Raw genomic sequence first — 13,522 nt, 5'->3', positions numbered from 1 at the left:
GTTTGTTTTTAGTAAAAATATTTATTTTCATCCAATATTTTATTTAATAAGGGGGATAAGCGCATGGGGATTTTTTTAACCAGCCTGATCAATGTTTTTTTTTACTTTGAAAAAACAATGCAACAGGTTCATATTCTTGATCTGGGACGTTACAGATTCAAACAACATACACTGGCTTTGATTGAAATCAACCACAGTAACAATATGGTTTCTGTCGATTTAACAACACTCATTGCCTTTTTTCTGCTTGTAATTGCTTTGTTTATTGCAGCCACTTTCTTTTTCAGGGGAAAAAGACAACGCCATTTACTTTACGAGAAGAACATGATGTCGTCGCTGATTGACAACATTCCTGACACCATTTATTTCAAAGATCTCGACAGCAAATTTACGCGGGTAAACAAGGCCCAGGCGAAGCTTCTTGGCTTTGAAAATCCGGAGGATGCAATTGGCAAGTCTGATTTCGATTTTTTCGATCATGCGCAGGATGCTTACGATGTTGAACAACAGATTATCAAAACCGGAATCCCTGTAGTCAATCAGATACATGTCCACACAAAAGACCATGTCACCCGCTATTTATCCGACACTAAAATTCCGCTTACAGGGCCCAGGGGAAATTGCATCGGAACGGTTGGAATCACACGCGACATTACCGATTTTAAAATAACTGAAGATGCCATGCTGGCGCATCAGGCAAAGTTCAAAGCACTTTTCGACAATGCCCCGCTTGCCATATTCAGACTTGACAAACAAATGAGGGTTGTTGAATGCAATCATCGTTTTCGGAAAATGTTTGGTTACGACGAAGATTATGACATTACAACGGTTACCAAATTTGACCTTCTGGTTGAACCCGATCTTGGAGAACTCATTATCGACACCTTGATGGAAACCAAGGAGGTTAATACCGAGATAATGCTAAAACGCAGTAACGGAGAGTCCTTCATTGCCAACCTGACTCTTGCCCTGCTTAGCGAAGGTTTTAAGGAAACCTCGATTGAAGGAATAGTAGAAGACATTACCATGGTGGCCAAGGCACGCGACGAGATCATCAAAGCCAAGGACAAGGCCGTGGAGGCCGACAACCTGAAATCACTCTTCCTGGCCAATATGAGCCACGAAATTAGAACGCCCATGAATGCCATTATTGGTTTTACCAATATGCTGAGAGAAGATGACTTAAGTACAGAAGACAGAAATTCATTCATCGATGTCATTCAAAGCAACGGCAATTCACTAATGACACTTATCGATTCAATTGTTGATTTTTCGAAGCTCGAAACCGACCAAATGGTTGTAAGCATCAGCGAATTCAACTTCAGGCCTCTTTTTGAATCGCTTTGTGATCATGCCAGTAAACTCATTGCCACCGAAGAAAAAAGTTCAAAAATCAAACTCATAAAAACCCTGCCCGAACAGCTCGAGGTCAGAATTAAATCGGATCGTCACCGCCTAAATCAGGTACTGACACACCTCATTTCGAACGCTGTAAAATTTACCGACGAGGGGCAGATTGAACTCGGTTTTGAGCTTGATAACAAAAAGATTAATATATTTGTACGTGATACCGGAACAGGCATCCCAAAAAACAAGCACCGTACCATTTTTGAGCGTTTTGCCAAGGTGAACAGTGATAAAAACAAGCTCTACGGAGGAACCGGTATTGGATTAACCATATCGAAAGGACTGATCAAGCTTATGAATGGTAAAATAAGGGTTGATTCAACCCCCGGTAAAGGATCCACCTTTACTGTTGAATTAAAGCTTGATGAGTAACTTAGGCACAAAAATTACTTAAAGTTGAATTTAAGTAATGGATTGATTACTTTTGAACCATAATTTAAAACGGCGATAATGAGTGCAAACGACAAACCTTTGATCTTAATTGTGGAAGACGTAGAATCGAATTACCTCTACCTTAATGCAGTACTCACAAAACTGAATGTAAGCATCGAATGGGTTAAAAACGGTCTCGAGGCTGTCAACTTTGCCAAAGAACACCCGGAAATCAGCCTGATCCTCATGGATCTGCAAATGCCCGAAATGAATGGCTATGATGCAACCCGTGAAATTAAAAAGATCTATCCCGATTTAAAAATCATTGCTCAGACAGCCTTTGCCATGTCGGATGACAGAGCCAAAGCAATTGAAGCCGGTTGTGATGACTATTTGGCCAAACCTATCCGTTCAAAAGATTTGCTCGACACCGTTAATAAATATTTAGAAAACTAAACAAGCTTTAAAATATGAAAGTCCGGATCACAGCTTCCGGACTTTTTTTTTTAGTTTTGAGATCAACTTCTTCTTAAAATGTATACATGCAAAGATACTTCAAAATATTACTGCCCCTTTTGCTCTCGATTGCTGTCGCCGGAGGCGTACTTCTTGGAATTAAGATTGAGCAACGAACATCGGTCAAACCACATGGCACCTCAACCAGCTTCTTTCAGCCCGATAAAATTTCCCTGTTGTTAAAACTGATTCAACGAGATTATGTCGATAGCATAGACCAGACAGAAATAGCAGAAAAAGTAATTCCCGAGATTCTTGATGAACTTGATCCCCACAGCACCTACATTCCGGCGAGCCAAATGAAGGCCGTAAGCGAAGAAATGCGTGGAAATTTCTCAGGCATCGGTGTTCAGTTTGTAATGCAAAAAGACACGGTGCTTATCACCGACGTTTTATCGGGCGGACCTTCGAAGGAAATTGGGATTCTCGCTGGTGACCGCATTGTAGAGGTGGACGGCCGAAACATAGCAGGCACTAAAACCAGTCAGGATACCATTGTAACCTTACTAAAAGGGAAAAAAGGAACCCTGGTAAATGTGATGGTTCACCGGCCGGGCTACCCCGACTTGCTTGACTTCACCATTACAAGAGGTGAAATCCCGCTATTTAGTGTTGACGTAGCTTATAAAATTACCGACAACATTGGCCTGATTAAAGTAAACCGTTTTGCCGAATCGACCTATGAAGAATTTGTTCGCGCCATCATCGAGTTGTCTCAGTTGGGAGCTCAAAAACTAATCGTTGATTTGCGGGGCAACTCCGGAGGCTCATTACAGGGCGTAATCCAAATGGTTGATGAATTCCTGCCTCAGGGGCGGCTCATAGTCTATACTGAAGGCAAATCGAGAAACCGGAACGACTTCTATTCAAGTGCCAAAGGGCTGTGGACCGACAAGGATGTGGCCGTCTTAATTGATGAATTTTCGGCCTCGGCCAGCGAAATTTTTGCCGGAGCCATACAGGACAACGACCGGGGAATTATTATCGGACGCCGTTCATTTGGCAAAGGGCTTGTTCAGGAACAAATTCCCTTTTTCGACGGATCGGCACTGCGTCTGACTGTGGCCCGCTTTTATACCCCCAGTGGACGATGTATTCAAAACTCATACGAAAACGGTGTGGAGGCATACTACGACGACTATCATGAGCGCCTTATTCAAAGCCAGCACAACCAGGCCGATACAATTTCCCGTTCCGATTCACTAAAGTACCAAACCATTGGCGGACGAACAGTTTTTGGAGGAGGTGGAATTACTCCCGACTTTCATGTGGCAGTCGATACTACAGGAATCAACCGTTTCTTCTCGGCAGTAGCATCACAAAACCTGGTATATCATTTTGCATTCGAATATGCCGACCAACACCGCAGCGAACTGCTTGAACAAAACGATTACAGCTCACTTGACACATACTTACATAAAACAGATTTGTTCAGCGATCTTTTAAAGCACATCAAAGCCAGGGGAATCAAATACACAAGCGAGGAACTCGAGGAGTCGAAGTTGCTGCTGCAAACCCAGTTACACGCCTATGTGTGTCGCAACATTTTTGGAGATGACGCCTTTTATCCTATTATCTTTCAAATTGACAAAGTGGTAGAAAAGTCAGTGGAACTGCTTCAGAATAACTGGGAAGCCGAAAAGGTTGCTGCAATAAACCGTTGAATCAATACAAATTATTTTGTGCTTCATCGACATTAATTGCAAAATCGCCAATGCGTTCACATTGTGAAATAATGTCGTTATAAATAATTCCGGCATCGTATTTATACAAGCCCTTTTCCAGATTATTCAGATGTTCACTTTTAAGAATATCCCTGTAATTGTTGATTTCCCGCTCAGTTTCCTGTGCCATACTGAGTGGGAGCTCTTCATTGTGGGTCAGCATGGTTACCATCATATCGAGTGCTGCACGAACCATGTTAAAAATTAACTGCACATTGTAATTGATTGAATCGGGAAAGTTAATTTTTGCATTTCGTTTTCGCTGAATCGCATTGGCAATGTTAACACACGAGTCGGCTATGCTTTCGATATCATCTATCATTTTAAACAGCGATCGCATTCTGCGTGAACTGTTTTCACTCAGGCGCCCTTCGCCAACCGAAGTAAGGTATTTGGCAATTTCTTTCTCGAGCCTGTTAGCAAATTCCTCATCATCATGGATTTTTTCAATCAGTTTCTGAAATTCCTTTTCATTCGATTCAGAAAAGGCTCTTTCGACATTCAAAAACATCTTTCTCACCCTTTCGGCAAAAAGCACAGTTTCTCTTTTTGCCTGATATAGTGATGCATCGGGAGTCGACAACAGGCCAATTTTAATGTGGGTAAGCCTGAATTCATTATCGTAGTTAGGCCCCGGGGTCACCCTGCGTGTCACAAAACGCGCTATACTTCCTGAAAAACCACTTAACAATAAGGCATTAATAACATTAAACAAGGTATGAAATAAGGCCAGCGCAATAGGAACACTCTCTTTGTTTCCGAATGGATCTCCCCCTCCCATACTCATATACAACATGGCTACTCCCTTCAGAAAGAAGGGAAAAACCAGAATCACCCAAATTACACCAAAAAGGTTGAAAAAAAGATGAGCCATGGCAGCACGTTTTGCGGTTAAATTGGCCACTCTGGCTGCGGTGATTGCTGCAATGGTGGTACCTATATTCTCGCCAAGCACCATGGCAGCTGCATGTTCAAATCCAATCCATCCATTAAAAACAAGCACGAGGGTTAGCGCCAAAATTGCATTCGACGAACGTATCAGCATGGTAATTACTGTTCCAAGGAGCAAAAACAGCAAATAGGAAAAATAGCCTATTCCGGTTAAACGTAACACAAAATTGCCCACCAACGATTCTCCGGCACCTGGTAAATAAGCTTTTAAAAAACTAAGGGCAATGAATAAAAGTGAAAATCCCAACAACATTTCACCCCAGTTTTTCACTTTTCGACGATTAGAAAATAGAAAGGGAATGCTTAAGCCTATTAAGGGCAAAGTATATAGCGAAAATTCGATCTTAAATCCAAAAAATGCAATCAGCCAGGCAGTAAAGGTCGTTCCGATATTGGCTCCCATGATGATACTTACTGCTTCAAACAAGCGAAGAATTCCGGCATTAACAAAGCTAACCACCATAACAGTGGTTGCCGATGACGATTGAATAAGCGCGGTAATAAACAAGCCTGTCATAACGCCCTTGAACTTATTCGAAGTCATCGATGTGAGAATCAGCCTGATTCGCTCGCCTAAGATTTTCTGCAGCGACTCACTCATTAACTTCATTCCATAAAGGAAGAGAGCGGTTGCCCCGGCAATGGTTAAAAGTAAAATGAATATGTCCATAATGCTTATTGAATTGCATGCAAATTTAACAATCGAATTTTCAAGTAGATCGTTTTATCATGAAAATATTGTGATAACTTATTGCTTTTGAATATTACACACAGAATTTGAATCGGGCCGGATGCCCTTCCTGACACATTATCCCGGGGAAGGCATTCTTTCTTTCTAATTTTGTTAAAATGGTTGATTAATCGTATTTTCGCCAAGTTTAATCTTGAGGGCAAATGTGGCAGCGATTATCTAGTTTTATTCTACGATACAGGGTTTTATTATTAATTCTTGTTATTTTATTTACCATCTTCATGGGCCTTACCGGCCGGAAGATTGAGATGTCGTACACCTATGCTGAGATGCTTCCTGAGAAGGACTCTGCATCCATTATATACGATGACTTTGTCGAAAGTTTTGGTGAAGAGGGAAACATCATTGTAGTTGCCGTTAAGGACAGCAATTTTTACGAGTTAAATCACTTCAGACAATGGCAACAACTATGCACTCGCCTGCAAGGCGTTGGTGCTGTTGAAAATATGCTGTCTACACCCAACGCCTATCAGTTGGTAAAAGATACCGAGGCTAAAAAATTCGACGTAAACAAAGTTTTTCCCGAACAAATAGATAGTCAGAACCAACTCGACAGCCTGAAGACGGTGTTTGAATCAATACCAATTTACCGAAACTACTTATACAACGATTCAACCAAAGCCTATCTGGCGGTGCTTACCATGAACAAAGACCGCATGGCCACCAAAGAACGTGAAAAACTGGTTGAGGACATCATTTCGCACTGCAATACTTATGAGGAAGAAACCGGAAATACCATACGCTATTCAGGTCTGCCCTACATACACGTTCGTAATTCCATCCTAATAAAAAACGAGATCTACCTTTTCACGGTACTTGCCCTGCTAATCTGTCTCATCATTCTTTACGTTTTCTTCCGCTCGTTCAAGGCCATGATATTCCCGGCACTGGTTGTACTTTCAGGCGTGGCAACCGCCATGGGATCCATGGTATTATTCGGCTACCAGATTACCATACTTACGGGAATGATTCCGCCCTTGCTGATAGTAATCGGAATCCCCAACAGCATTTATATCCTTAACAAATACCACCATGAGTACCGGCTGCACGGGAATAAAATTCTGGCCCTGAAAAGGGTTATTATGAAGATAGGGAATGCCATCTTTCTCACCAACCTGACCACAGCAATGGGTTTCGCCACCTTTATTACTACCAGCAGCGAAATCCTCAAAGAGTTCGGCATTATTGCTTCATTGAATATTGTTTTCCTGTTTGTACTTTCCATATTGCTTATTCCTATTATTTTCAGTTTTCTTAACCCGCCTAAAACCCGCCATGTTCGCCACCTCGATCGTAAGCTTTTAGGCAATGTCACAAAAAAACTGATTTTCATTACCGAAAATTACCGGATCACTGTTTATTCTTTAATGATTATTCTGGTACTGGTCAGCATATTCGGCATCACAAAGATCAGAACTACCGGCTACATGCTCGACGACATACCCAAAGATGATCCGATCAATGTTGACCTGCACTTTTTTGAGTCAACCTTTGACGGAATCATGCCGCTCGAAATAGTGGTTGACACCCGAAAACCCAATGGCATATTACAGGCTTCAACCTTAAAAAAAATAGAAGAACTCGATCTCAGGCTCTCGTCTTACGATGAGCTCTCGTCATCGCTTTCACTGGTCAATGCCATAAAACTTGCCCGTCAGGCCTTTTACAACGGGAATGAGAAATTCTACAGCCTGCCGGCAAACACCGAACGAAACTTCATCATGTCGTATATTGGTAATGGCGAAGGCGACATCGCCATGGCTCGCTCATTCATCGACAGCACCATGCAAAAAGGCAGAATCAGTTTTCGGGTTAAAGACATCGGCACCAAGCGAATGGATGCTCTTTATGAGCAAATCATGCTTGAAGTTGATGATCTGTTTCCGCCCGACCGTTATGATGTTACGATAACCGGGTCGATGGTCGTTTTCTTCAGAGGCAATCAGTACCTGGTTGGAAACCTTTTTATTAGCCTGGCACTTGCCATTGGACTCATCTCCCTGTTTATGGCCGTCATGTTCAAGTCAAGCCGAATGATGCTGATGTCGCTCATCCCCAACATCATTCCTCTGATTGTAACAGCAGGAATCATGGGCTATGCCAATATTCCCATAAAGGCTTCTACAATTTTGGTTTTCAGCATTGCCTTTGGCATATCTGTCGATAACACCATCCACTTTCTGGCCAAGGTCCGACAGGAACTATCAAGCACTGGCTGGTTCATGCGCAAAGCCGTTATTAAGGCGCTGAAAGAAACCGGTGTTAGTATGATGTACACTTCAACCGTACTTTTCTTTGGTTTTGGAATATTTGCCATTTCAAAATTTGGTGGAACCCAGTCGATGGGCATACTGGTTTCAGTAACGCTATTGGTGGCACTGATTTCAAATTTAATTCTTCTTCCCTCTTTGCTTATTGGGCTCGAACGATTTATTACCACCAAATCGTTTCACGAACCCATGCTTCAGATTTATGATGAAGAAGAAGACATCGACCTCGATGAACTGGAAATTGCTTACAGGCCCAAAACACTGAATAAAAAAGATAAAACCGATGCATAACTTTGAACAACTGTACGACTTTTTTTCAGTTCAACTGGAACAGGAACGGAACAGCATATCGGACCGAAAGCCTGAAAACCTATATCAGCCGGTAGTTTTCACACTCGACATGGGTGGGAAACGCCTTCGTCCGGTACTGCTTTTAATGGCCCACGAACTGTTCTCCAATGAAATTGAAAATGCATTGCCTGTAGCTTTTGCTATTGAAATGTTTCACAATTTCACGCTACTGCACGACGATATAATGGATGGTGCCCATCTCCGGCGCAATCATCCCACAATACATGTTAAATATTCAAACAACATTGCCATTTTGTCGGGCGATGCCATGTCGATACTTTCCTACGAATACATCAACCAGTGCAAGTCGCCCAACTACCGCGAAATATTTGAACTGTTTACTCAAACGGCATTGAAAATTTGCGAAGGTCAGCAATACGATATGGATTTTGAAACCCGCGACGATGTCTCGGTTGATGAATATCTGTATATGATTGGGCTTAAAACTGCAATTCTAATAGCTGCCAGCCTGAAACTGGGTGCACTTATCGCCAATGCTCCTGAATCGGATGCCTGTTATTTGTATGATTTTGGATACAACCTGGGCATGGCTTTTCAGATTCAGGACGATCTGCTCGACACTTTTGGAACAACCAGTGACTTCGGAAAAAGAATCGGAGGTGATATTATTTCGAACAAAAAAACCTTTTTGATGTTGAAAGCATTGGAATTGGCAAAAAGCAGGCAGCTTGAAGAATTAAAGCATCTCACTTCATCGACTAATTTCGATGCTGAGAAAAAAATAGAAAAGGTAAAATCCATTTTTAATGAGTTGCAAATTGACAGCGTAGCCAAAGCAAAAATGGAAGAATACTATCAGCTTTCACTACAAGCTTTAAATGCTGTTAATGTCAGCAGTGATCGCAAGCACGAGTTACTGCACATCGCCAGTCGAATGATGAAAAGAACCAGCTGAATAAATGTTTAAGAACAAACACATATCTATTGTTATTTAGTTTTATACTAAATAAAATTATTAGTTTTGTGCTTCAAAATTGAATAGGACCATGACAGTTAAGGGCAAAGTATTACAAGTGATCGGACCAGTAGTCGATGTAGTTTTTGACGATGAAAAATCGTTGCCTGAAATTAACGACGCACTCGAAATTGAAAGAAAGGGACAAGCGCCCCTGGTTTTAGAGTGCCAACAACACATTGGTGAAAAAACAGTAAGAACCATTGCCATGGATTCGACCGATGGCTTACGACGAGGCATTGAAGTTACTGCAACCGGGTCCTCTATTATGATGCCCAACGGTGAAAATGTACTTGGTCGTTTGCTTAATGTCACAGGTATACCGGTTGACGGTCTTGCCCCTGTTGACAAAAAAAACGGAGTAAGTATTCATCGCGAACCTCCAAAATATGAAGATCTCACCACCGAAACCGAAATTCTGTTTACCGGAATCAAGGTAATCGACCTAATAGAACCCTATGCCAAAGGTGGTAAGATTGGTCTCTTTGGCGGTGCCGGTGTTGGAAAAACAGTATTGATTCAGGAGCTGATCAACAACATCGCCATGGCCCATTCGGGCTTGTCGGTATTTGCCGGTGTTGGAGAACGCACCCGGGAAGGGAACGACCTGCTGCGCGAAATGATTGAAGCAGGAATTATCGACTATGGCGATGCTTTTCGCGAGGAGATGAAAAAAGGCAACTGGGATCTTTCAAAAGTTGATGCTCAAAAATTAGAAAAATCAAAACTTGCCCTGGTATTCGGCCAAATGAATGAACCACCGGGTGCACGCGCAAGAGTTGCTCTTTCGGGATTGTCAATCGCAGAAAGTTTGCGCGACGGAACCAAAGAATCGGGCGGACGTGACATTCTCTTCTTCGTCGATAATATATTCCGCTTCACCCAGGCAGGGTCCGAAGTCTCTGCGTTGCTGGGGCGAATGCCTTCGGCTGTAGGGTATCAACCGACCCTGGCCAGTGAAATGGGAACCATGCAGGAAAGAATCACCTCTACAAAGCAGGGATCAATCACTTCGGTTCAGGCAGTATATGTACCTGCCGACGACCTTACCGACCCGGCCCCTGCAACCACCTTTGCCCACCTCGATGCAACCACTGTATTGAGCCGTAAAATTGCAGAGCTGGGAATCTATCCAGCTGTTGATCCGCTCGACTCGAGTTCACGAATCCTGTCTCCCGAAGTCGTTGGTGACGAACACTACAATTGCGCACAGCGGGTTAAGCAGTTATTACAGCGCTATAACGAACTTCAGGATATTATTGCCATTCTGGGAATGGATGAACTGAGTGAAGACGACAAGCTAGTTGTTCACCGCGCACGCCGTGTTCAACGTTTCCTTTCGCAACCGTTCTTTGTAGCCGAGCAATTTACAGGATTAAAAGGTCAGCTTGTTGCTATTGAAGATACCATCAAAGGTTTTAACATGATCATGGATGGTGAAGTAGATCAGTATCCCGAAGCAGCTTTTAACCTGGTTGGAACCATTGAGCAAGCCATCGAAAAAGGCGAGCAGCTGATTGCCAACTCAAAATAAAGCATTATGCATCTCGAGATTATTACACCAACAAAGAAATTATATGCCGATGAGGTGTCCCTGGTAAAACTACCAGGGACCAGCGGTTCATTCGAAATACTTGAAAACCATGCTCCCATCGTTTCGACGCTCGAAAAGGGTAACATTAAAGTAATTGACCGTCATCGCGAGACCCATTTCTTCAATATCACTGGTGGTGTAGTTGAATGCAGGTCAAACAAAATTACGGTATTAGCCGATGGCATCGTGGCCAACGCTGAATAAACAGCTCAGCTACAAGCCATCGATTGCACTTTTCATCTTAACCAGCGCTTCGTGCAACACACTGCGCGGGCAGCCCATGTTTAAACGCAGATAATTTTCTCCACCCGATCCGAAAAGTTTTCCCGGACTTAAACCGACTCCGCCATCTACCAAGGCCTGGTAAACCTTCTGAGCCGGTACTGCTAGCGCTGAAACATCGATCCACAATAAATAAGTTCCTTCGGGTTGCATTAATTTTAGCTGTGGAATATTTTTGCTCAAAAACTCACTCACCAATTTAAGATTCCCCTCAAGATAAGTCATTTGTTGCTGCAGCCAGTCAGCTCCGTGCCGGTAAGCTGCCTCGGTAGCTACCAGACCAAAGAAATTACCTGACGAAATATGCGTCGCATACATGAATCGATCGTAGGCCCTCCGATGTTCATTATTAGGTACGATCAGATACGAAGCCGACAAACCCGCAATATTGAAGGTTTTACTGGCCGACATGCTTGTTATACTGTTTTGGGCAAATTCATCAGAAATACTGGCAAAAGGTGTGTGCCGGTTAGGACTAAAAACCAAATCGGCATGAATTTCATCCGAAACGACTATGACTCCCTTCTCAATACATATATTACCAAGTTCGCGCAACTCTTCCTTGCTCCAAACTCTTCCACCGGGATTGTGCGGATTACACAAAAAAAGCATTTTCGTATTTTCATCAATCTTCGCCTTTAGATCTTCAAAATCGAAGCGATAACGGCCATCTTCATTGATAAGCTGATTTTCGATCATCACCCGCTCATTTCCTTCAATTACATGAAAAAACGGGAAATAAACCGGTGGCTGCACAATAATTTTGTCTCCCGGTTTGGTCATCGAAAGTACCAGTGAGGCCAAACCAATCACCACATTCGGGCTATACCTGATCCAATCCCGTTTGGTATTCCAGCCATGCTGGTTGCTGATCCATGACTGTATCGCTTCGAAAAACGATTCAGGCTTCTGAGGATAACCATATACCTCGTGCGCAGCCCGCTCCTTTACCGCGCTTACAATAAAATCAGGGGTTCTGAAATCGGTGTCGGCAACCCAAAGCGGAATCACATCACCCTTTCCAAATATTTTTTCCCTGCTGTCATATTTTTCACAGTCCGTATTGGTCCTGTCTATTAGCTCATCAAAATTATACTTCATCTGTTAATCTCTTGCTTTGGTTAATACATTTTAATCGCAAACGCGCTGATCGTTTTTTCATGCACTATGGCCTGACCTAATTATTGCTGATCAAATAAACGATACACTAAAATACAAGTTTATTGGAAATTTCGTAAACAAACGAAATATGCAGGTTCCAAACACAAAATATTTTGTACTCGCCTATCATCTGTTGACATAAACCATTCACAATTTATCCCATCCTTATCTGGAGAAAGTCTAAATTAATATAAAATTTACATTGTGAATTTTTGCGCCCAAAAGTCTAATCGCTGTTTTTCTGGCACTTAGATCGAATCTCTCGCTTCTATAGCATATTTTTTGATAATTAATGTATGCTTAACGTATGTTCTTCAGCATAATGTTGTAAAACATATTAGGTTTGCGCTGTAGTTAGATCAATTCATTAGTTAGTTAATTTAAAAAAGATCAGAAAATGAAAACAAAAGTATTCTATTTAGCAAGCAAAGTAACGGTAGCCGTTGTTTTGGTTGCAATTTTAGCCCTCAAGGCACTGGCAGGAGAAGCTCCTAAAGTAAAAATGGTACCTCATTCGAGCGAACGCGCAGTGGTGGTGGTTGACAATGCAGTAAACACCATTTCAGAACTTGCTATTGAAGATTCGAAAGGCGATGTTCTTTATTACCGCGAAGGTCGTATTGATGAGAAAGTCTATTCAAAAATCTTTGATTTCAAAAACCTTAGCGATGGTGATTACAAGATTATTGTAAGCAATGACTTTGGTAAAAAGGAGGTACGTTTTACAGTTGCCGACAACACCATCGAAGTAATAAAAGACGTAAAATCCGAAGTTCCCTATTTTTCTGTAGAAGATGATGTTTTAAAGCTTTCATTTTTGAATCATTCACTTAAAAACATCGACATTGTAATCAGCGATGCTTACGGTGAAGTTTTCAAGAAATCATTGGGTAACAATTTTAACATTACAACCGGATTTGACCTGGCAAAATTGAGTGCAGGTGGATATGCCGCCATCATAAGCGACGGAAAAAACACCTATCACTACACTTTTGAAAAATAATGCCATGGATGAAAACAAACAGTTAGAGAAAAGGAATAATCAATTAAGGCCTTGTCAGGATAATATCTGAACAAGGCTTTTTTGTTGATAAATATTGAAAACCGACCATGCGAATTCTTTTACTTCCAGACTCCAGTTCTTATCTTCGCACCAAACAAGAAAAC

The 13,522-nt window shown here is 42.0% G+C and carries 10 protein-coding genes; 8 read left to right on the top strand and 2 right to left on the bottom strand.

The window, feature by feature from the left end; translation table 11 throughout:
• Positions 1 to 117: 117 nt before the first annotated feature.
• From FHS86_RS12850 to FHS86_RS12840, 3 genes are all read left to right on the top strand, one after another.
• Positions 118 to 1,779: a PAS domain-containing sensor histidine kinase gene (locus tag FHS86_RS12850; protein WP_429414212.1), complete on the top strand. Its 1,662-nt coding sequence runs from the start codon at positions 118 to 120 to the stop codon at positions 1,777 to 1,779.
• A gap of 78 nt (positions 1,780 to 1,857) precedes the next feature.
• Positions 1,858 to 2,235, top strand: a complete 378-nt coding sequence (locus FHS86_RS12845) for a response regulator (RefSeq protein WP_429414209.1) — start codon at positions 1,858 to 1,860, stop codon at positions 2,233 to 2,235.
• 86 nt (positions 2,236 to 2,321) lie between these two features.
• A complete protein-coding gene (locus FHS86_RS12840; RefSeq protein ID WP_429414206.1) occupies positions 2,322 to 3,959 on the top strand; it encodes a S41 family peptidase in 1,638 nt (545 codons plus the stop codon).
• Position 3,960: 1 nt separating this feature from the next.
• On the opposite strand, the gene FHS86_RS12835 is transcribed toward FHS86_RS12840, so the two are convergent.
• Positions 3,961 to 5,640 (bottom strand): Na/Pi cotransporter family protein, encoded by a 1,680-nt coding sequence (locus FHS86_RS12835; protein ID WP_429414203.1) that lies wholly within the window; start codon positions 5,638 to 5,640, stop codon positions 3,961 to 3,963.
• 224 nt (positions 5,641 to 5,864) lie between these two features.
• Between FHS86_RS12835 and FHS86_RS12830 the strand changes: the two genes are divergently transcribed.
• The 4 genes from FHS86_RS12830 (at position 5,865) to atpC (ending at position 11,116) form a co-directional block, all read left to right on the top strand.
• Positions 5,865 to 8,282 (top strand): efflux RND transporter permease subunit, encoded by a 2,418-nt coding sequence (locus FHS86_RS12830; protein ID WP_429414200.1) that lies wholly within the window; start codon positions 5,865 to 5,867, stop codon positions 8,280 to 8,282.
• Positions 8,275 to 9,258: a polyprenyl synthetase family protein gene (locus FHS86_RS12825; RefSeq protein WP_429414197.1), complete on the top strand. Its 984-nt coding sequence runs from the start codon at positions 8,275 to 8,277 to the stop codon at positions 9,256 to 9,258. The genes FHS86_RS12830 and FHS86_RS12825 overlap by 8 nt, the downstream gene beginning before the upstream one ends.
• A gap of 91 nt (positions 9,259 to 9,349) precedes the next feature.
• Positions 9,350 to 10,852, top strand: coding sequence for a F0F1 ATP synthase subunit beta (gene atpD / locus FHS86_RS12820; protein WP_429414194.1), 1,503 nt, complete (start codon positions 9,350 to 9,352; stop codon positions 10,850 to 10,852).
• Positions 10,853 to 10,858: 6 nt separating this feature from the next.
• Positions 10,859 to 11,116, top strand: coding sequence for an ATP synthase F1 subunit epsilon (gene atpC, locus FHS86_RS12815; RefSeq protein WP_429414192.1), 258 nt, complete (start codon positions 10,859 to 10,861; stop codon positions 11,114 to 11,116).
• Between the two features lie 9 nt (positions 11,117 to 11,125).
• On the opposite strand, the gene FHS86_RS12810 is transcribed toward atpC, so the two are convergent.
• Complete coding sequence (locus FHS86_RS12810; RefSeq protein ID WP_429414189.1) at positions 11,126 to 12,295, bottom strand: MalY/PatB family protein; 1,170 nt, start codon at positions 12,293 to 12,295, stop codon at positions 11,126 to 11,128.
• Between the two features lie 457 nt (positions 12,296 to 12,752).
• On the opposite strand from FHS86_RS12810, the gene FHS86_RS12805 reads away from it, so the two are divergent.
• Positions 12,753 to 13,358: a hypothetical protein gene (locus FHS86_RS12805; protein ID WP_429414186.1), complete on the top strand. Its 606-nt coding sequence runs from the start codon at positions 12,753 to 12,755 to the stop codon at positions 13,356 to 13,358.
• The last annotated feature ends 164 nt before the right edge of the window (positions 13,359 to 13,522 follow it).

The organism is Roseimarinus sediminis (assembly GCF_050433125.1).
In the GTDB taxonomy this organism is placed as follows: Bacteria; Bacteroidota; Bacteroidia; order Bacteroidales; family Prolixibacteraceae; genus Roseimarinus; species Roseimarinus sediminis.
Note: the sequence above shows the minus strand (reverse complement) of the source record. Positions and strands in the feature narration are given on the sequence as shown.